General features: G+C 51.3%; 15 protein-coding genes. 10 read left to right on the forward strand and 5 right to left on the reverse strand.

The annotated features are described in order from the left end of the window. Positions 1-53: 53 nt before the first annotated feature. The gene (locus SIB68_RS09305) at positions 54-749 is read left to right on the forward strand and encodes a Crp/Fnr family transcriptional regulator (RefSeq protein WP_063400011.1); all 696 of its coding nucleotides are present in this window, start codon (positions 54-56) and stop codon (positions 747-749) included. Positions 750-927: 178 nt separating this feature from the next. On the opposite strand, the gene speA is transcribed toward SIB68_RS09305, so the two are convergent. Beyond that, entirely contained in the window at positions 928-2,874 is a 1,947-nt protein-coding gene (gene speA, locus SIB68_RS09310) for a biosynthetic arginine decarboxylase (protein ID WP_063400054.1), read from the reverse strand. A gap of 238 nt (positions 2,875-3,112) precedes the next feature. After that, positions 3,113-4,471, reverse strand: a complete 1,359-nt coding sequence (locus SIB68_RS09315; protein WP_236068905.1) for a ShlB/FhaC/HecB family hemolysin secretion/activation protein — start codon at positions 4,469-4,471, stop codon at positions 3,113-3,115. A 170-nt stretch (positions 4,472-4,641) separates the two neighbouring features. Between SIB68_RS09315 and SIB68_RS09320 the strand changes: the two genes are divergently transcribed. The 4 genes from SIB68_RS09320 (at position 4,642) to SIB68_RS09335 (ending at position 10,698) form a co-directional block, all read left to right on the forward strand. Further along, a complete protein-coding gene (locus tag SIB68_RS09320) occupies positions 4,642-4,839 on the forward strand; it encodes a hypothetical protein (RefSeq protein WP_236068907.1) in 198 nt (65 codons plus the stop codon). A gap of 189 nt (positions 4,840-5,028) precedes the next feature. Beyond that, positions 5,029-8,574: a beta strand repeat-containing protein gene (locus SIB68_RS09325; protein ID WP_196757099.1), complete on the forward strand. Its 3,546-nt coding sequence runs from the start codon at positions 5,029-5,031 to the stop codon at positions 8,572-8,574. Then, positions 8,571-9,890, forward strand: coding sequence for a CHAT domain-containing protein (locus tag SIB68_RS09330; protein ID WP_063400014.1), 1,320 nt, complete (start codon positions 8,571-8,573; stop codon positions 9,888-9,890). Before SIB68_RS09325 ends, SIB68_RS09330 begins: the two co-directional genes overlap by 4 nt. 214 nt (positions 9,891-10,104) lie before the next feature. Beyond that, positions 10,105-10,698: a hypothetical protein gene (locus SIB68_RS09335; protein WP_063400015.1), complete on the forward strand. Its 594-nt coding sequence runs from the start codon at positions 10,105-10,107 to the stop codon at positions 10,696-10,698. Here the strand turns inward: SIB68_RS09335 and SIB68_RS09340 are convergent. Together SIB68_RS09340 and SIB68_RS09345 are read right to left on the reverse strand one after the other, a co-directional pair. After that, positions 10,649-12,475 (reverse strand): CHASE2 domain-containing protein, encoded by a 1,827-nt coding sequence (locus SIB68_RS09340; protein WP_236068908.1) that lies wholly within the window; start codon positions 12,473-12,475, stop codon positions 10,649-10,651. The genes SIB68_RS09335 and SIB68_RS09340 overlap by 50 nt on opposite strands. 882 nt (positions 12,476-13,357) lie before the next feature. After that, the gene (locus tag SIB68_RS09345) at positions 13,358-14,875 is read right to left on the reverse strand and encodes a mechanosensitive ion channel family protein (protein WP_063400017.1); all 1,518 of its coding nucleotides are present in this window, start codon (positions 14,873-14,875) and stop codon (positions 13,358-13,360) included. Between the two features lie 218 nt (positions 14,876-15,093). Here SIB68_RS09345 and SIB68_RS09350 point away from each other — a divergent pair, with 218 nt between their 5' ends. The 5 genes from SIB68_RS09350 to SIB68_RS09370 all read left to right on the forward strand — a co-directional run bounded on the left by SIB68_RS09350 (position 15,094) and on the right by SIB68_RS09370 (position 18,941). Beyond that, positions 15,094-15,228: a hypothetical protein gene (locus tag SIB68_RS09350; RefSeq protein ID WP_268874301.1), complete on the forward strand. Its 135-nt coding sequence runs from the start codon at positions 15,094-15,096 to the stop codon at positions 15,226-15,228. A 246-nt stretch (positions 15,229-15,474) separates the two neighbouring features. Continuing rightward, a complete protein-coding gene (locus SIB68_RS09355; protein ID WP_155724923.1) occupies positions 15,475-15,627 on the forward strand; it encodes a hypothetical protein in 153 nt (50 codons plus the stop codon). A gap of 5 nt (positions 15,628-15,632) precedes the next feature. After that, positions 15,633-16,091 (forward strand): nucleoside-diphosphate kinase, encoded by a 459-nt coding sequence (ndk, locus tag SIB68_RS09360; RefSeq protein WP_063400018.1) that lies wholly within the window; start codon positions 15,633-15,635, stop codon positions 16,089-16,091. A 63-nt stretch (positions 16,092-16,154) separates the two neighbouring features. Beyond that, positions 16,155-16,937 carry a FecR domain-containing protein gene (locus SIB68_RS09365; protein WP_063400056.1) on the forward strand — a complete coding sequence of 261 codons (783 nt, stop codon included), beginning with the start codon at positions 16,155-16,157 and terminating at the stop codon, positions 16,935-16,937. Between the two features lie 75 nt (positions 16,938-17,012). Continuing rightward, on the forward strand, positions 17,013-18,941 hold the full coding sequence (locus SIB68_RS09370; RefSeq protein ID WP_063400019.1) for an adenylate/guanylate cyclase domain-containing protein: 1,929 nt from the start codon (positions 17,013-17,015) through the stop codon (positions 18,939-18,941). A 19-nt stretch (positions 18,942-18,960) separates the two neighbouring features. Here the strand turns inward: SIB68_RS09370 and SIB68_RS09375 are convergent, their stop codons facing one another. Then, complete coding sequence (locus SIB68_RS09375) at positions 18,961-21,174, reverse strand: NHLP family bacteriocin export ABC transporter peptidase/permease/ATPase subunit (RefSeq protein ID WP_081215490.1); 2,214 nt, start codon at positions 21,172-21,174, stop codon at positions 18,961-18,963. Positions 21,175-21,183 lie beyond the last annotated feature (9 nt).

Genomic DNA, 21,183 nt, shown 5'->3' on the forward strand with positions numbered 1-21,183 from the left:
TGAAGAGTGATTTAGGGGTTGCATTACTGTTCAATAACTAAAAATAATCAAACATGGCTGTTTTCAGCGTTGAGCAGTTGCAGGCTGTGCACTTTTTTTCGGCTTTAACAACGGATGATTGTGAGCAATTATTGGATCGCCATCTTGAGTCCAGTCATGGTGCTGACCAGGTTTTCGTGATGGAGCAAGACTGGGGTGAGTCGGTTTTTCTGTTGTGCTCAGGCATGGCCAAAGTCCGCAGTTATACGGCTGATGGCGATGAAGTTGTGATGTCAGTGTTGGGGGAGGGGGACCTGTTTGGTGAGATGGCTGTTCTTGATGCAGCACCCAGGTCTGCTGATGTTGTGGCCTTAACGCCAGTGAAACTTTTGAAGATGAGAGCGTCGCCTTTTGTGACTTTGCTGCGTAAGGAAGTGGGCTTTGCGATTGCCCTTGCTCAGCTTGAGGCATCTCGCTTGCGGGATCTCAATCAGCGTTTTGCAATCCAGACCAGTGATGCCACGACGCGCTTACTCAATGCATTGGCTTATTTGGCTCGCAAGAGTTCTTCTGCTGATGATCCCAAAGTGGCGATTCCGCCCTTAGCTCAAAGGGAGTTGGGTCTCATGGCAGGTTTGTCCAGGGAGACTGCCTCCCGGACATTGAGCAAGCTGCGGAGTCGTGGAACACTGGAGGAGATCGAAGGCTGTCTGCGTTTGGTGGATCTGCAGCCGCTGGTCAAACGAGGTCTGTTGCCGCTTGGCTCTTAGAGCTTTTGAGCACGGTTACGGGTTGAATTGACCAGCCAGAATCGTCTTGGACTTAGGAGTCTTTGGAAAGCTTTCAGAAAAACAAGTCGCTGATCTCGAGGGATGCGACTCTTCAGTGCTCCATGAGTTGCTGTGATCACAGTCGCCCATGTCTCCGATATGGGAATGATTTTAGGCCCTAACCTTGAAGGTATGTGGTCTGACGCAGGCTTGCTTCTAGATGGTCCATCAGCCGGCGCACATCGTTGATCTTTAGCTCACCTCGTTGAATCGCAAGTTCACTAGCCAAGCGCAGCCTCTCTAGCAGGATCTCAGGGTTGTGCTCCATTGCTTCGAGCACCTCGGAATTGGTGTTGCCTCGCACAACGTGGTCTACCTGGTAGCCACCACCAGTTGTTAGTCGGATGTGCACTGCATTGGTACTGCCGAACAGGTTGTGCAGATTGCCCATCACTTCCTGGTAAGCACCGGCGAGAAACATGCCAATCATGTAAGCCTCGTTTTGGCGCAGGTTGTGCAGCTCCAGAAGAGTTTTGGTTTGCCCATTCCCGATGAAGCGGTCCAGTTTGCCGTCGGAGTCGCAGGTGAGGTCAGCGAAGTGACCTAGCTGAGTTGGTTCTTCATTCAATCGATGAATCGGCATGAGCGGGAAGAGTTGTTCAATGGCCCAGGTGTCTGGGGCTGAACGAAATATTGAAAGGTTGGCGTAGTAGGTGCCAGCGAGAACAGCTCTTAAACTTTGTAAGTCGTCGGGAATTGTTTCGTTGCAAGGCAATTGGCCCATAATTGCTTCGGCGCAAGCCCCTGTAAGTTGTTCTGCCAGAGCCCGCTCTGGCAGACTGATGTAACCCAAGCGGAAGGCAGCGAGGGCATCTTCTTTGAATTTGATCGCGTCGTTCCATGCTTCCTGTAGTCGCGATATCTCAGACAAAGCATCCTTTTGAGTTGCCATAACTCCTGCGAGCGTCTCCCTAAGGTTGTGAATGGTGAGGGGTTCCTCTCTGGTTTGATTGGGTACAGCTCCTGGGACAGTTCCTGTACCCAGTACATCGAACACGAGTATTGAGAAATGACTAGCGATCGCGCGTCCGCTTTCGCTTACAAGGATAGGCAAAGTGATGCCATGGGGTTCACAGCATTCGCGCACCGTTGCGACCACATCATTGGCGTAGTTTTGTAGGGAGTAATTGGTCGATGCTGCGCTAGCGCTGCGGCTGCCGTCGTAGTCGACACCCAGACCACCCCCAACATCCAAATACCCCATGGGGGCTCCCAGCTTGGTGAGCTCTACGTATATTTGCGCTGCCTCTTGAAGCGCGTCTTTAAGTACAGCGATGTCGTTGATTTGGCTGCCGATGTGGAAGTGCAGTAGGCGCAGATCGCTAAGTAGATCAGCTTGTCTTAAGGCTTCCACTGTGGCTAGCAGATCCGGCACTGATAGACCGAACTTGGCTTTCTCTCCTGCTGAGCTACTCCAGTGGCCCGTACTGCGTGTCGTTAGCTTTGCTCGTACACCGAGGAAGGGTGCGGCGCCAAGTTCTTGGCTGGAGCGGATAATCCGTTCCACTTCATCGGGTTGTTCAATCACTACTACAGGTTGGCGACCAAGCCTGCGGGCCAGGATCGCGGTTTCGATGTAGCGCTGATCTTTGTAGCCGTTACAGATCAGTAGTGCCTCTGGGTCGTTGACGAGTGAAAGAGCAATCAGCAGCTCAGCCTTGCTGCCAGCCTCTAGGCCAAAGTGCCAGTGTCGACCACTCTCTACCAGTTGTTCTACGACGTGGCGCTGTTGGTTGCACTTCACCGGGAATACGCCTTGATATCGACCGGCGTATCCGTATTTGCTAATGGCTTCTTCGAAGGCGCTGTGCAGCCTCTCTAGCCGGTCTTCGAGGATGTCATCAAAGCGGATCAGCAGAGGCAAGTTGAGGTTACGGCTTTTGAGCTCCTCTACCAGTTCCACCAGATCAAGGCAGCTGCCTTGATCGCCGCGTGGCTGGACCTGCACGTGGCCGTTGGCGTTGGCTGAGAAGTAGGGCTCCCCCCAGCGATCGAGACCATAGAGAGCTGCACTGTCTGCAACGGTCCATGACTTGTTGCCCTGGATGGGGTCGGCTGCCGACATAACGCACGCAGATGGATCGCTGAGGGAATGACAAGGAAATCTAGGTGTGCTTTGGCATTCGTATTGCTTCAGTATCAGCATCTCCTGCACTTCATGGTTTTGTGTTGGTGCTTTCTTTGGAATTGCTTGTTTAAAGCTGTGATTACTTTTGGCCTTATTAAGGGCTGTTGTGAACCAGCTGTTCATGCTTGATCACTTTTAGGTATTCAGGCTGATCTGCAGGCTTGTTGTTTAGAGTTCAAAAGCGATATTTCAGGTGTGCATAGAGGCCATCTCCTAACAGCCACTCTTGCCAAATGCCTTGGTTATCTGCGCTTTCAAATGAATTAACCCAGCCCAACTCCAGCATCCAGGATCCTTTGTAGTAGCGAGTCAGGATGCCACCTGAGCCGATCGTGTCTTCAAAGACGATGTCGTTGAAATCTGTTCTAACTCCACCCATCCCTAGGAAGGGGACGATCTGGAGTGCTTGATCATCTTTTTGCCAGGCAGTCATTATCAGCTCACTGATTCCAAGCCAGCCGCTGTCGCCACTGATCAGACTGCCAGGCAGCCCGCGTAGACCTACATCGCTGCCGATGCTGAAGCCCATGTCGCTAGGGAGATGATTAAAGGCCCATTGACCTGCCCCTCGCAGCTTAAGCATCACTTTGGGGCTTAGGCCCCAGTGAAGGTTGGCTAGACCACCGATGGCGCGAGCTTCACCTGGATTAATTCTGAACCAGGCCAATTCCTTGAGCTGGCTTTCAGTGCTGAAACCAGCGATGCCTTGCAGTCCATAGATATTGCTGTCCCAAGCCAGGTCTTTGATCCTTCCTGAGAAGTTAATGCCGCCTCTTAGGTAGCCGCTTCGTAGCCAGCCGTCTGGGCCCCCTCCGAGTACAAGAGGAATACTGTCGCCTGCTAAGTAGCTGTCATTGCGGTTGACGCTGATACCGGCGAAGGCACTCCAGAGTTGATTGGTTGAGCGGTACAAGGTGGTTTCCACTTGTCCCATGGCTTGCAACTGCCGGAAGCTGATCTCATGGGCGTCATCTGATGCTTCGACTAGCTGGCGGCGGCTGTGGCCGAAAGATCCGATAAGACGCCAGCTGTCTGATAATGGCCAGGTGTAACTGGTGGAAGTGATGGTGGCTCCGAGTTCTGGGTCGGAATCACTGTTCATTTCGAAGTAGGCCAGAAAATTATCGTTGCGCTTCACGACGTTGTTTTTCATGACCGTGGCAATGCTGCGCCATTCGCCGGTGCCGATATTGCCGTCGTTGCGGATGCTTACTTCTCCCAGCCATGGGGCAGGAGCGGGGTCGACTGTGAGGCTCAATTTGGCTTGAGTGGCATCGCTGCCGAGGCGACCCAGATTTCCTGTGATCTGCCCCACCCCAGGGATGCTGCGCACATTTACCAAAGCTTTTTCGAGGCTAGGCAGATGCAGCACGCTGCCGATTAGTGAATGCAGCCGCTCCTTGATTTGCTTTTGCAGACCTAAGTCAGGGCTTTTGATGCGCAGCTCGGCGATTCTGCCCTCTACCACCTCCAGTGCTCCTGGACTTGGTGATGCAAGAGTGAAGACCCGACTGTTCACATAGCCATCGCGCACCAGCCTGGCGGTGAGGTTGGCAGCACAGATGTTTAGGGTGTCTGCGACGGTTGGTCTGCCGCAGGAGCTGAGAATTTTTTGCAGTTGCTCAGTGCTGTAAGGGGTCGTGCCATAGAGAGGAGGCCGCCAGTTAGAGCTTGGGATATCCGCAGGTGCTCTAAGCGCCTCTTTTGCTTTGTTTTCAAGCGGCGGTTGTGGTTCTTGCAGGATTTGTTGTTGCCTGGGTTGGGGCCCTGTTTCCAGAGGGGTTTGCTCCGGCAGTCGTACTGGCCCCGGTTGCAGGGGTGGTGCTACAAGTTGGGCTAGAAGTAAAAATATGGCTTGAGTATTCCGAGGGATTGCAAATCATTATGGGGCTTTTCTATTGATGAACCCAGTGCGCGTTGCTTGGAGAATCATATTAATATCAAAAAATATGGGCATAATGGTTTCTCGCTGGTGCGATTCGCTCAGCATTAGCCAAGTCAGCCAGATCACAGCAAATCTTGCTATTGATCACTGTTGATCACGAATTTCTTTTAGAGGGTATGTGTTTTGAGGGCAATAAAGTTCCTGTGATGAGACCTATCGCTAGACGGGTTTTGCTGACCTTGGCTCTAACGCTAGGTTTTTCGACGTGGCTTGGTTCTTTGGTGCGGGCTGATGTACGTTCCGGTGGGATCGGTACCCGAGTTAACGGGAACCTTGAAGGGGTCTGCAGGCGCGGGATCTGCCGCATTACTGGTGGCAGCGATGCGGGTAAGAATCGTTTTCACAGATTTAGTGCTTTCGATACTCGTGGTGCCATTAAGGGCGTGAATATTGATACCGGTGGGAAAAGTAATTTGATTGTGGGTGTGACCGCTTCTGCTGGAACCTATCTCGATAAGCTCCTGAGTTTGTCGTCACCAGCCAATCTTTTTTGGCTGTCACCTGGTGGCATTCATCTTGGCTCAGGGGTTGGTTTTGTGAATGTGCAGCAGCTCAAGTTAAGTACGGCCAATTCACTGCGTTTTCATAATGGTGTTTTCGACGTGTTCGGTAGTAGCCCGCAGCAACTTGCGGCTTTGGTTTCTGATCCCTTGTCAGGATCGCAGGGATTTGTAGATGATCCGGCGCGGCGTGCAGAGCTTGGCCTTACCGCTACGCCAAGGATTCTGCTTCAAGGCATTGATGTCTCTATTGATAAGAGCTTGTTGGTTGATGCACCTAGTGGCGGTGTGGAGGTAGTTGGCAGCCGCCTTTCGGTGAGTTCTGCTGATGGCAGTGGTGGCAATCTCACGCTGACCGGTGATCAAGTGAAGGTTGATGGCAGCTCTAAGTTGTTAGCGACTGGTGCGACTGGCGGCGGATTGATTCAGGTGGGTGGCAGCTGGCAGAACAGTGATCAAACTGTACGCCAGGCATTGCATACAACGGTTGAACCTGGCGCGTTATTTGATGCTTCGGCTACTGATCAGGGGCATGGCGGAACGATTGTGGCTTGGAGTGATATCCATAACCCTAATGGCTTAACTAGTGTTGCAGGCAGTTTGGTTAGCCGTGGTGGAAGCCTTAATGGCAATGGAGGAAAAATTGAAACATCCGGTGCTTATCTTGATGTTGATCAAGTTGCGATTGATGTGGGTAGTGTCAATGGTGAGGCGGGTGAGTGGCTCTTAGATCCATTCACCTATACCATTGATAATTCGAGCCAAAACGCGATTCAAAATGCTTTAATTGCTGGCGCTAATGTTGCGATTAGTACAAGTGTGAAAGATACGACTTATGTTCCTGACGCAGATATCTCAACTGTGAATGCGCCTGATGGTGATATTAATGTTGATATTAGTTTGGATTGGTCTGGTGGCTCTGGGACTCTGCAATTGACTGCTGATGATACAGTAAATATTGCTAATGGTGTCACAGTTACCACAGGCAGTGGTGGCTTGGCTGTGACTACTGCAAAGCTCACGGGAGATGGCAACGTTAATGTTGCTTCAGGAGGCACATTTGTAGTTAATCAATCTGGAACTTCTACATATAATGGTGTGATTGCTGGAGCTGGCGGACTACAAAAGAAGGGTGCTGGCAATCTGACGCTTACAGGTGCTCAAACGTTTACAGGCAATACTTCCATTACTGCGGGTACGTTAACAATGGGTGCGGCCTCAGGGCTTTCTAGTTCAACGGATTTGAGAATTGATACTGGAGCCACATTGAGTGCCTTGAATGACCTAACAATTCGCTCACTGAGTGGCAGTGGAACCTATAATATGTCTGGCACTACAACAGATTTAAGAATTAATATTCCTTCGGGTGTTACAGAAACATTCTCGGGCGTTATTCAGGCAGATAATGCTACTTCTAGGCTTCTTAAGCAAGGGCCTGGTACACAGGTTCTTGCTGGTGCTAATACCTACGATGGTGAAACTTACGTTGATGCTGGCATCTTGAGAGTGTCGAATGCGGCGGGCCTTGGCACTACCACACAGGAAACTCTTGTACGCGATGGCGCCACTCTTGAATTTGCTGGTGGTGCAACACTCGCTGATGAGATGGAAGTAGGGGAACAGATTAAATTGAATTATAATGGTGGCCCTACAGATTCTGTGCTTAGGGCTTTTTCAGGTTACACGGAGATTACCGATACAGTTATGCTGGAGGGAGATTCAAAGATTGAGGCTAATGCCTCATCATTTTTGATTTTAGATCCCTCGAGCAGTGCCACTGCATATGCAGTGGCACCTGATGCAACTCTCTGCACATCAACCAATACTTGCAATCTTTCTGTTGGCGGAGCTGGCAATGTGCAAACAGAATCAGGCCACGGTATTGATCTTAATGATGGCACTGATTCTTTTACGCTCACTAAAGTTGAATCTGGCACGTTACTAATATCCGGAAAATCGGATATCACTCAGACTATAGATATACAGGAGGGTACATTCCAAGTCGCTCATAAAGATGCCTTCGGTACATCTACTGCTATTAACCTTGGATCTAACACCACTGCCGCAACTCTGAAATTCAGTGTTAACATGCCACGCGATTCTACTGCAGCTACTACTACGTTAACCTTAGGCGCTTTGGGAGGAACTTTTGATGTAGATTTGGGAGTTACAGTTTACACTGATAGTATTAATATTCAAGGCGGAAGTGCCAATAATGGGTTCACCAAGGATGGCGGGGGAGAGTTGATTCTCGAGGGTGTTAATACATACTCTGGTCCTACAACAGTTACCGCTGGCACTCTAACAGTTAACTCTGCTGCTCCTGCATCTGCGACTTGTTCTAGTGGTGCTAGCAGTAACCTCTGTTTCAGTAGTGGAGGAGGAGGAGGTGGCGATACATCTACCCCAACATCTACTACAACTCAGCCCACAACACCTGCTACAACTGCAACCACAACTACCGTTACAGGAGGTACTACAGAAGACATTGATGGCTTTAATCAGGATTTGTTTGATGATGATGTGGCTGAGGTTGTCGCTGTTGTGAATTCTGCTCAGACACAACTATTGCCAAGTTTGGTTGGTTCAGCAGCGATTGAAAGAATAACTGTTGGCCCATTAACAGTTATTGAAGGAGGAGAATCTGCAGACACTCAGATTGACTCTACCAATGATGAATTTGACAAGGGTGCTGTACAAGGCACTCCTCAGACCATAGCCGCTAATGGTTTGGAAGTGGATCTTTCACTCAATAACTCCTTTGAGGTTGTCGATAACTCGACATATGGCGCTACTGTTGAAGCTGGGGGAGAATCAACGTCTTCTGTTAATACCAGGAGTGACACTCAGGCTGAGGCTGGAGGGGCTAAAATAGGCGAAGGAGCAAATTCTGCCGCTAATAATGATTCAGGGGAAGGGGATGCGTCAGCTGCAGAGGCTGAATCAGGGGAGTTCCAAGGTGGCGCCACTGATTCCGTTGCGTCATCGGCGGCAGTGTCGGCACCCTCTTCTGTGACCAAGGTGACATCAGCTCAGGCAACGGCCAATGTTGCCAAGGCTGACGCGGCGGCCATGCGCCGTACTGTTCAGGCGCTCAACTTGCCTGATCTGGCGGACCGACCCACACCAACATCTGCGCAGCTCCAGGAAGGCATGCAGCGGGCTGTTGAACGCTTTGGTAGCCGTCCATGACATTCGCGAAGGCGAGCGTCAGTTTTGTTGTTAAGTCCTTATTACTTGGACTGGTGGCCTCAGCAAGTACTGCTTGCCAGGGCCATACATCGGCAGAGCCTCAAACCAATTTGTTGCGCAAAGACCCTTGGCTGCTCACTGCTGCTGAGACAGTTTTGCCTTCGTCAAATACACCTCCTCGATTTAACCGGGAGGTCTACAACCCTGCGGTATTGCATGTGCGTTTCACCCAGGCTGCAGGCAAGACCACTTCTAAAAATACAGACGCTTTTCTTGATTTAACCCTGATTCCATCTGAGGGGGAGCTTGAGGGACGTCGCGTTGAGCTCTCAACCCGGGAGTTCGCCTCTCTACTGAAGCAGCTCTATCTCCAGCTCTCGCGGCAGGATTTCTTGGATGTGGCCAATTCAGAATCTCCAACCAGACGATTGCACCAGCTTTTGATCGGCAGTATTACTCCCTTGCTTGAGAAGCATCGTGTTAGCACCTTGCTGATTGCTGCTGATCGAGGCCTACAGGCGGTACCTTTTGCTGCACTTAGCGACGGGCAGCGCTACTTCGGTGATCGCTATGCCTTTGCGATGACACCATCACTCGCACTTACCGATATAAACCTACCTGCTCAGAGCGGTTCTCGATTACTCGCTCTTGGTGCCTCTCAGTTCGATGGCTTGGCGCCACTTCCGCTTGTGCCACAGGAGCTCGAGAAGATCGCAGTATCCGATCCCGATCGCAAGGATCTTTTCCTCAATCAAGCTTTCACTCCATCAGCGTTGCTGGTGCAGGGTGGAGAATCCAGGTATGACCGCGTTCATGTAGCTACTCATGCGGAGTTCAGGCCTGGTGGACCGGCGGCATCTCAGCTTCACTCTGGTACAGGGCCCATCTCTATGCAGCAGTTGTCGAAACTGCGCCAGCAGCGTAAAGGGGTGCCCCTTGATCTGGTTGTGTTTAGTGCTTGCCGTACAGCACTAGGCGACCCTGACTCTGAGCTCGGTTTCGCTGGCCTGGCGCTTCAGGCTGGTGCCCGCAGCGCTGTCGGTACCCTTTGGTATGTCGATGACGTAGTGACGTCTGCTTATTTCGTGCAGATGTACCGCTACCTTGAGCAAGACATGCCCAAAGCTGAGGCACTACAGCTCACGCGTCAGGCATTCCTTCGAGGGCTTGTAAGACTTGAGGGAGATCAGATCATCGGGGCTGATGGCATCCCTCTGCTTACTGATCTAACTTCTACGCAGCAACGTCGCGTGGCTAGAGGCATGCAGAATCCTTTCTTTTGGGCTGGGATTGAACTGCTTGGTTCGCCTTGGTGAAGTCTCTCGTATGGGCCGCATCATTCACTCCTTGCTCTATGGATACTGTTTGCTTTTGCTTCTCCTGCAGAGATGTTATGGCAAGAGTGCAAGAGATGATGCAGGCTGGATCCAGCCTGCATGCAAGTAGGTTGTCATGGCTTTAGTACCGTCTACGCACTTATCACGGTTAGCTTTCCGTCTGCAATTGTTGTCGCTTCTGTCGTCCCTTTCCTTGGTTCCAGCAGTTGGATTCGCTCAGGATGACCTTCGCAGTACTTTCCCCGGTCGGCGGGTAGGAGGAGGAACAAGAGGTGAATGTAGTGCACGTCTGCTGGTTCATCTGGTCCCCCAAAGCAGTGTCTATGCCCCGAGCAGTACTTTTCAAATTGGCTTGCTTGAAGGGCCTACGGCAACTCCTCAACCTCTGGAACTGCAGTTCCGTCCTATGAGTGCCTCCAGTAGTAATGAGACGTCTGGATTAAACCGCACGTCTAACGATTTGCCGGCGTCCACGGCAGGGATCACTTTGATCAGATTGGAGTCTCTCAATTTCCCAACTGTTTGGGAGTCTTCTTATTGTTGTGGTGATGGTGAGACCACGAGCAGTGACCCTTTGGCGTTCGTTCAAACTTCATCGCCTCCGGCAGTGAGTTTGCTTGTTAGCGACTCAGAGCCCGGTGATCTGCGTATTCAGGAAGCCCTTGCGAACTTAAGAATGCATTGTGGTGGAAGTGTTTCAAGCGAGTCTTTCGTTAATACATTTGGCCTGGGGGATGTCATTGATTCGGCCTGGCCGGTTGAGCTTCCTGTTCGTTGCCCATTTTGAGTTCGGCTACTAGAAGGGGTTCTTCCCTTCCTTTGACTTTAATCTCTCCCCACTCGTCCCAATGCAGAGAGCTTTTGAGCTCGTCTTCGAGTAGTTCTCTGGTGCTTGATGAAACCAACACGCGAAGAACTCCTACATGACGATCTTTTTCGAAACCCTCAAGTCTTGATGCGCAATTGACGGTATCGCCGATAACTGCGTATTCGACCCGCTCTGTACTGCCCATCGACCCTGCTAGCACTACCCCTGAGTGAATCCCGATGCGCATGCGGTTGGCAGGTGCACCTTCTTTTTCTAATTCTGCATTGAGCTTCACCAGCCCAGCTTGAATTTCGATCACTGCTTCAATGGCTGCTCGGGCGTCCGCTTTTGGGTCATCGCTGAGGGGAACGCCAAAGACAGCTAACATGCCGTCACCGGTGAATTTGTTGACGACTCCTCCTCGTTTGGTAATGGCGGTAACGCAGTAGGCCATTCCTCGGTTCAGCCAGTCCATTAATTCAGCGGGCTTAAAATGTTCGGAAACCGTTGTGAAGTTTGCTGTATCGGAGAACAGCACAGTTACAGGTAGCTGCTGCCCTTCAAAACGTCCATTTTTGAGTAGTTGATCACGCTTTTCCCATAGTTGCTTGGCGATTGCCGGAGAGGTGGCTTGCCCAAGCAGCCTTTTAATTTGTTGTTGGTGTTGTTGACTGACCACACCCCGTCTCAGCCAGGCTGAGCCTGCCATTATTGCCATCCCAGCTACCGGCATGACCGTGCCGATCCAGACGTAATTGACCAGCAAGATCACCAAGCTTGCGCTAACGGCTATCAGGGTTGTGACGACCACAAGCACACTTCGACGCAGGGTGAGGAAGGCTTCACCCAGTGCTAAACCAGCTCCTGCTGTGAGAAGAGTAATCCATAGGTTGCCCCAACCAGGCATCACGAATCCTTGAATCAGCTGTCCGTTTTGTTGGTCTACTAGGGCGGCTATTCGCAACGCATGTATTTCTACTCCTGGCATGAAGAACTGCATCGCCCCTTTACTGAAGCGGCTGTGGGGAACTTCGTAGAGATCCCTGAGAGATGGGGCTGTGCTGCCAATCAGCACCATATGGTCTTGAATTGCCTCATTTGGGATGCTTTTATCTAGGAGTTCTGAAAGCGAGAACGTTTTGAAACTCCCTGGTTCACGGAAAAGCAACAGCCGTTGTATCCCCAACCCAGCGTTTGTTTCACGGAAATAGCCACCTGAATTGGCGGTTAGCCAGGTATTGGCTGAAGTACTCGCTTCAATTTCCTGGCGCAGCTGCTTATCACCCGTTGCAACTTCAACGATGCGTAGAGGGAAAGCCACTGTGGCTTTGTTTTGGTTAGTCACATGAACCAGATCACGTCGAATTACGTTGTCGTGATCTAGTGAGATGTCGTTGTAGCTCTGCTGTAATTGCGGTGTTCCTGGTATCGCGGGAATCCCGCTGGCTAAATTAAAGATCGAAACCAGTCGGGGGTCGGTGCGGAAGCGCTTGCGCAGGCAGGCTTGGTTTGGCCCTACACCCTGGTCACGATAGATGTCGAATCCAATGGCAAGAGCTCCATTGTTGCGAAGTAGATCTATTCCCTCGCAGAACAGGCCATCATCGATTGGCCAGCCGAGACGTTGGATGTCATTTTCCTCGATGCCAATGATCGTGATTGGCTGTTTATTTCCCGATGCTGCGGGTCGCAGCGTAGTAATGAGGTCGTATACCAGTAGATCAAGAGTCTGCGCTACGCCTGAAACCTGGATCACAGCGAGCAAGCACAAGCCGCCCAGATAGGGAGCTATTCGCCTAGCAATACCTCTGGCAGTGATGGATCTCCAGCCAGTTGCTTTGCTTGGCCGTGGCTGTTGTCGTTGGTGCCCGCTGCTTCTTGAGGCTTTTCCCACTCGCCATGCTCCTTTCTCTCAGCCTATGCAGCATTGACCTGGCTGGTTGATTTCACTACGAGACTAGCTACTTGACGACCTGCAACCGGCTTGATTCGAGCAGTTTTAAAGGGCTGTGATTTCCGAATTGTTTTTTGTCAGCCTGAGCTCCTTGTCTGCAATCTGCCTCTATGAAAGGCGATTATTCAGGCCAGCTACAGCTCCTAAATCCGTAATGATTGGTTGTGCCCTATGGACTAGAGAACTGGGGAAATTTCTGTTTTTCTTGACGAGATTTTCACTATTTAGTGGTGAGGGATATATGCACTAATATATTCTCCAAGAGTGACGGCAAGTTATCTTCTTCTTCCTGTCAATTGCAGGTCATAAACATGCCGTTTGCGACCTTTTTGCTTTGTTCAAGTTGTGCAGCCTCAGTAGAAGTTCGAATCATTATCATTTGCGGCGATCTCGAGTTTCTTGTCTGAATAGCAAGTGGACTGAAAGGAGCGGTCAATAAAAATTTGTTTTTCATTGACTTTGCGGATTGAAATTATATGGAAAGTTGTGTAATTACTTTTGAAGTAATCGAAATCTGAACGAACAAAAATCATGGTTTGCAACGTGCTTGCTAGCGGTTTCGGCTATGCATCGACCTCTGCTAAAAGCTTGTTATTGGGCTAGTTATGCTCCTTTGGTATTCAATTTTGTAGTCTTTTGGCCCTGGAATCAGTTATTTACTTTCATGGGGAAAGTGTAAATCCTTTATGTGTCTAGTTTTTCTGACACGTTTGACCCTCCGCGTATCACTTTGTAGAGCTTATGCATGGAGCGGATCAGCCTTCGTTGGTTATCTAGCTTTCTTGAAAGATCTTGCTCCTTATTTAGCATCCCAATTTCCATTTGGCGGAGATGTACCAATCGGGCCAGTTTCTCGATCAACCCCTGGTCCTGATCGATCAGGGGTTGTAGGTCTCGGCGCTCCACTTCTAGGAGTACCGATTCTTCAAGTGCGCGAACTGTGGAGTTGCGAGGTTGTTTCGTGCACAGTGCCATTTCTCCGAAGATCTCATGCTGGCCAAGTTTGGAAAAGGTTATTTCTTGTCCTTGTGAATTTGTTTGCGACACCTTCACCGTGCCGGTGATGACCTGGTACAGGCAATCTCCATGTTCACCCTGTCTGATAATCGTTTCCCCTTTTGCGAAGCGCACGCAGCGTGTTGATGGGGCTAGGGCATCAAGTTGGGCTTGGCTTAGATCTGTAAAAAGTGCATTGCTTTTGAGCAATTGGACCTTGCGTTGATCGTCAGCGCACATTGGATGGTCTGCAGCCAAGGTCTGTGGTTTGGGGCTCCCTAAACGGACGCGGAATGGAATGCTTTGACCAATTCGCTCGAGGGCATACCAAATTTGTTCCATCAGTTCACCACGGATGCTCAACCGTTTGACGTCACTGATATCTCTATGCCACACTTGGATGCCATAGCAGATGTAACTGTCTTCGAAGCTGGCTACCCATGCTTTTGGGGCTGGTTTGCTCAGCACAGAAGTGTGGCGATTGACTACACCCAGCAGCAGGCTGAGAGCTTGTGATGGAGGGAAGCCGTAATCCAGGCCAACTTCAAAACAATTGCCATAGGGAGTGCCTAGGTGGACTCGTCGGATCGTCGCTTGAGCAACCGTGTCGTTGGGGATAATCAGGGTGCACCCATCCATACCAGTGCGGAGATAGGTGTTCATTAGGGTCAGCATGATGACTTGACCGCAGTCCTCTCCTATTTGGATCCAATCGCCTTCTTTAAACGGTTGATCTAATTGAAGACTCAGCCCGCCGAAAATGTCTTTAAGTGGTTCTTGTGCGGCGAAGGCGACGACGCCTGTGAGCAAGGCAGATGTCGTGATCAAGCCAGCGAGATTGACCCCTGCTTGCTGAAGGATGATTAATGTCAGGATGGCTGCCAGGATTAGTCCGCTCAGTTGGCGCAGAATTTTGGCTGGTGGCATCCACCAGCCCAGTGCCCCTGGAATCTCCAGGAGTAACCATCCCCCCAGGCTGAGTGTTGCGTAGAGCAGTGCTAGTTGTCCGATTGTGGTGAGGCTGGCCTGCTTAGAGATGATCTTTTCTAAGAACGGCAGCGCAGTCCCTACCCAGATCAGTAACGCCAGCACTGGTAGGCGAACCGGTGGTTTTGGCCAACGTGAGCTAAGCAGGTTGCGTTGATGGCTAACTGCTAACAGCAGGGTGATCAAAATCGTGGTGATCAGGCGCAGGCCAAACGTCATCAGATTTGGGCGTTCGTAGTAGGAGACTTGATTGCATTGGTTGGCCAGTCATGCCATGGAGCCAGCATGTTGAAGCAGCTTCAAGTGATTGAATTCTGATCGATGTGTCGTCTGTGAGGTCATCAATGCCCGCATTGTCTTGTTGTGCTTTGGCTTTGCTTGTCATAAGGGTCTAAGCCAATGGTGCTGACGCCTGTGTTCGTCAAGGGATTGATGGCATGACAGACCTGTTGGCCGTCAATTGGCTAGCCAAGCTAATCGCTGTTCGCTTCACTGATGGAGATCATTGTGATTGGATCCTCCTCTTTCGAGTGGGTCGGACCTGCTTCACTTACAAGGGTGTAGATGATTAGATCTAATGATTGGGGTGGCTTGATCTGCCAAAAAGTGCCAGGGCTTAATAGAACGATTGCCTAGGGAACAAGATGTCCTCACAGGGCATCATTTAGGCCTTTGTCAGTTTTCTGGCGAAAGCGGTTGCCTGGGATTGCAGCAGATTGGACAACTTTTAGGTCGGATGATTTAGCTATTCTCTCTTCAACAGGCTTTGCTGCGATATCACGAGCCCAATGCTCTGCTGTGAATGTGAAGCGTGTGCCATGTCTAGTTGGATTTCTCTTTTGAAAGGCCTCGATAGAGAGCAGTGCAGTGGAGGGTTAGGGCATTGCTGCTTATCTGATTCAGATCTAGAACCATTGGTTGGCTTGCCAAGCGGTAACTCCAACACGGACGATGGCCGCAACAACGACTGATCAGCATGGCCATGGAACGCACCTTTGTTGCCATCAAGCCCGATGGCGTCCAGCGTGGTCTGGTGGGAGAAATTCTGGGTCGATTTGAGCGCAAGGGCTTCAAGCTCGTGGGGCTTAAACAGGTGACCCCCAGTCGTGATTTGGCTGGTGAGCATTACGGCGTGCACCGTGAACGCCCTTTCTTTGCTGGGCTTGTTGATTTCATTACCTCCGGTCCTGTGGTTGCAATGGTCTGGGAAGGTGATGGTGTGATTGCGAGCGCCCGCAAGTTGATCGGCGCCACCAAACCTCTTGAGGCTGAGCCAGGCACCATTCGTGGCGATTTAGCTGTGAACATCGGTCGCAATGTGATCCACGGATCCGATGGTCCAGACACCGCTCATTTTGAGATCAACCTCTGGTTTGCTTCTGAAGAGCTCAACGCATGGACTCCTTCAGATCAGAGCTGGCGCATTGAAAGCTGAGGCTGCAATATTTTGCGTGCCTGATTGGGGCAAAATGATTGTGCTGTTGATCAGGCTTTTGTGATGGTTGGGACTGACATCGCGATCCTGAAGCCAGTGGCTCTCTTCACTGGCTTTAGTTTGATGGCCATGACGCTTTCGAGCTCGGTTCAAGCTATAGAGAGCGCAATGGTGCAGGAGATCCTCGATGGCAATCAGTTGTACATCGATTCTCAACAGGCGAAAGTGAATCAAAAGGCTACTGAGCCACAGCAGGTCAGCACGGGCGATAGTCGTGGCCAGCTTCTGTTCAATTCCGGAGCATCTGGTCGCCTGAATCGGTTTTCCAGGATGCAATTAGGTAGTAGTTGTTATCAACTGACCCAGGGGCAGATTTTGGTCTCCGGGAAGCAAGATGGCTGTACCCGTTCAGCCCGACTCAGTGTTCGAGGCACGAATTACGTTCTGCAGGTTTCGGATGATGGGGCTACTGAGGTGTCTGTCTTGGAGGGTGAGGTGGAATATCGTTCTGTGGAGCCTCAAGCTCAAGCTGATCAATCTCCCAGGATGGATCAAGCTCAGGATCAACAACCCTTGAGTGATGAGCCGGTCATCATTAGATCTGGAGAATCGCTTCGGGTGTCCCCTGATGGCATGATCTCAGCATTGAGGAAGCTAACGGCTGGCGATTACAGCCGCATCTTTGCAGGCCCTTTGTTTGAGGGCTTCCAGACTGAGATCCCTGCGTTGCCCTCACTCCAATCTTATGTACGATCTCAGTTCCCATCAGTGAGAATTCCTTCAATTCCTACGATCGTGCCTTCCTCTACCCCTCGGATCCCTGGTGGTGGCTTTTTTCGGTTTTGATGCAATGAGCCCTGGAAGATCTGAGTGATCTTCATACTGATTGGGTGAGCAAGGTGATCCCAAGGTCAGGCACCGATGCGCATTCCTAGAAATGCTCCAGTGCTTCTTGTGGCTGGTGTCCTGACGCTGGCTGCTGCCCTATTGGCATCTTGTTCGGCATCGCTTTGTCGACCTTGGTGGGCATTGGAACGCAATCTTGAGGGTCAGCTCGTCAGGATTCGTGGGCCTCGCCTGGCCTCGCCAGAGATCGTGCAGGTGGTGATCGACGACGCAACCCTCGCGGAGGGTCTCTGGTTTGAGCAGCAGGAGCAGATACCATCCTGGGCCGTGGGAATGGGAAGCCTGCCCTGGCCAAGAGCGCGCTACGGCGACCTTTTGGAGCCGTTGATGGCGGCTGGTGCTGATGTGGTGGTCTTGAATGTGGTCTTCGCTGGAGAGAGTGTCTTCGGGCCAGCAGACGACAAGGCTTTTATCGCAGCCCTCGAGCCGCATCAGCAGCACCTTGTACTGGCGGCAGAAATGGTTGAAGCAGAAGATCAACTCGGCGCCGGTGCAATTTCTCTCTTGCGTCCTGATGCTGTGGATGCCCCTGAACTAGACAAACTCTCGCTGGGCTTGAGCAATCTCTTTCCCCCTGAGCATGGAGCTCGGTTTTTGCAACCAGAGTTTTATGCCACCACCTTGGAACAACCGCTCGGTCATGAGGCGTTGCATTCTTTGCCAGTTGCTGCATTGGAGCAGGCAGGCCGCTCGCTCGAGTTGGATCTTTATGGCCAGACTCTTAACTTCTATGGCCCTGAGCCCGAGCCCATCGGGATGGATGGATCCTGCTCAACCCTGGGTCACGGGTTTTTGCGATTGTCGGCAAAGAATGTGATCAATCCGCGGCAATGGGCGGTGCACCCCTGTCGTGAGTGGGTTGATGGGGCTGTCGTTTTGGTGGGTGTTGTTGTGTCTGGTGGCGGAAGTGCGTTAAGCGATCTGCCATCACCCTTCGGTGATCTTTCGGGAATGGAGTTGCTTGCCACCTCCACTGGCAATGCTTTGACAGGCGATGGACTGCGGGCCTGGCCCCAGTCACTTCCGCAGAGAGGCGCTTTTGTTGGCCTTGTTGTTCTACTCACACTGTTACTGGCTTTTTATCGCACCGATTTGGCTTGGCGACTTGGTGTGCTTTTTGCATGCTCAGGTTTGTGGTTTGTGGTTGGCTATGCGCTGATGCAGCATCGCCATGTCTGGATTCCAGTTCTTACACCTCCTGTCGCATTGGTGGTTGGTGCTTTGCTCTATGGAAGTGAGGCTTATCGACGTATGTCGATCAAACGGCGATTGACGCGTCGCTGGCTGGAACGTTGTGTGGACCCCTCCGTTGTAGGCCCCATGCTCAGCGACCCGAGTGATATGGAGGCTTTGTTTGATGGCCAGCTCAAATCTGTCAGTGTGTTGTTTGCGGATCTTCAAGGGTTCACTGCTCTGACTAGACAGCGCAGCGAGCAGGGTCGAGTTCGTGTTCATCTTGAGCAGCTCAATCATTATCTCGATGAGATGCGTTCGGTGGTATGGGACCACCATGGATTCCTAGACAAGTTTATTGGCGATGCCGTGATGGCCGTGTTTGGTCTGCCCGATGGTCGTGGTGAATCTGCAGAAGCGCAATCCGCTATTTGTTGTGCTATGGCGATGCGTGAGAGGCTTGTTCATTTGAATCGTCTCTGGCAGGCGAAGGGAGTGGAGCCTCTGGTTAATGGGATTGGTATCGCTAGCGGCACCGTCTTGGCTGGTGGGATTGGTGGTCGCAAGCTTGGGGGACTTTCCGTGATCGGAGACACCGTGAACCTTGCTAGCCGCCTGGAGGGTTTGACCCGCAGCCTGGATCAATCCATTCTTTTCGATCAGTGCACCTCAGAATTGGCGGGAGAGGGTTTTGGTATCCGATCTTTGGGGATACAAGAGCTAAAGGGGATTGGGCGCCTTGAGGTTTATAGCCTTTCTGATAGAGGGTGATGGCTTATTAAACCATTGATTAGGCCACTTCCGCCAAGAGTTTCTGGTAGGGAGAGTTAGAGACGGACGCCATATCTTCATGGCGACCTTGTTGGACCACTTGACCACGCTCTAGTACCAAGATGAGGTCAGCATCACGGATGGTACTGAGGCGGTGGGCCACGATGATTTGGGTGCAGCCACGACGTCGGAAGGCCTCGTCCACCAAGCGTTCTGTTTCGCTATCGAGTGCTGAGGTGGCTTCATCGAGGATCAGAATGCTGGGGTTTTGAACCAGGGCACGAGCAATGTCGAGCCGTTGTCGTTGACCGCCTGAAAGGTTGCGACCTCCTTCGCTAAGTACAGTTTCAAAGCCATCAGGCAGGCCGAGAACGGTGTCGAGTATTTGGGCATCTGCACATGCCTGCATAAGGTCTTTGTCTGGAAGGCTGTTATTCCATAGATTGAGGTTCTCACGAACATTGCATCCATAGAGTTGTACATCTTGTTGAACCATCGCAAGTGAGCTGACGCTGATGGCTCGTGGTATTTCGTTCAGCGGAATACCGTCGTAGAGGATTTGTCCTGAGGAAGGTTGATAGAGACCGGCAAGCAGTTTGGCGATTGTGCTTTTACCAGAGCCACTGCCTCCGACAAAAGCAATCCTTTGGCCGTGTTGGATGGATAGACGTAGTCCATTAATCAGAGGGGGGTTAAGTGGCAGGTAGCCGAAGTAGACGTCTTGAATTTCGATGGCGCCTGATAGGCGTTCCCTGTCGCTATTCCAGTCCTGAATTTTTGGTGCGTCGATTAGTAATGGGTCTCGAGGTTGTTCAAGAACATCTTCCAGGCGGAGTACTTCAGCTTCCAAGTCGGGCAGGCTCTGCACGAAGCCAATTACATTTTCGATTTCCGCTTTTAGGTTAGTGGCAATGGTTTGGGCTGCCAGGAGCATTCCTAGAGTGAGCTGGCCTTGAATCACCAGGAAAAATCCAACCAACAAAATTGCCACCTCGTTCAAGGTGGTCATGGCGCTCGGGATCACCCTGATCCGTGCGTTGAGAAGTTGAAGCTTTTGCACAGTGTTGAGGAGTCGACTTTGGTAACCCGCGTAGCGTCTGAAGATGTCGTTTTCTACAGCTGCTGCTTTTACGGTGTCGATATCTTGCAAGGCGCTTACTACGACTGCGCCAGCTTTGGCCCCATCTTTTTGGAGCTGTTGACTAGAGTCTTGTTGTACTCGAAGGTTGATGGCTACCACGAGGGCGTTGATTCCAGTAGTCACGCCTACGAGCAGTCCTAGAATTGGGCTGTAGAGCAAAGTCAATACCAGATAAAACACCAGTAGAACAATGCCGGTGAGCATGGGGATCAGTTCTCCGCCGATGAATTCGGCAATTCGGGCATTACTTGCAACCCTGCTGGCTATATCTGATGCATAGCGTTGGGCGTAATAACGCTCTGGTAAGGCCAGGACCTGGTGCTCAAATTGTGCAGCAAAGCGTCGGGTTAGTCGCCTTTCCAGGGCGCGTGTTCCGATGAGCTGAAGATGCTGCAGCACCACTTGCAGGCTGATGGTGAGGGCCATGCCCCACAACATTGGCTTTAACCACGTTTGGATTTGATTGCCGATAATCTCATCCATATAGATCTGGGCAAAGATCGGCATCACCAGCTGGGGCAAGATCAGCAGCAGACCAGCTAGCAGAATGAATAGAGCTCCTTTGGGTTCAAGGCTTAAGCGCCGCCAAACCACTGGCCAGACTGATGGAGCCTTTCCGCCTTTTTGAAAGTTTGGACCTGGCTCCAGCGTTAGGACAATGCCGGTGTAACTGGTATCGAATTCTTCGCGACTGACAGTTCGAGGACCGAGAGCTGGATCATTGAGGGCCACTCGATCACCAATGAAACCTTCGAGGATGAGGAAATGGTTGAATTCCCAAAACACGATTACTGGTGGCTGGATTTGTTCTAAAGCCAGCAATCCTTTTTTGAATCCTTTTGCTTTGAGGCCTAGGCTTTGCGCCGCAAGTAATAAATTGGCCGCATCACTGCCGTCGCGTGAGACGCCGCACAGTTCGCGCAGTTGGGTCAGAGGTACATAACGGCCGTAGTACTGGAGGATGATGCTGAGGGAGGCTGCCCCGCATTCCGTGTTTTCCAATTGCAGCAATGTTGGGGTACGTACCCACTGCTTGCTGAGACGAGCTTGGATGCGGATCCAGAGTTGACGACAGAAAGGATGCAGGTTCATGTCTTATCT

This window comes from Prochlorococcus sp. MIT 1323, assembly GCF_047304905.1.
GTDB classification, from domain to species: domain Bacteria; phylum Cyanobacteriota; class Cyanobacteriia; order PCC-6307; family Cyanobiaceae; genus Prochlorococcus; species Prochlorococcus marinus_D.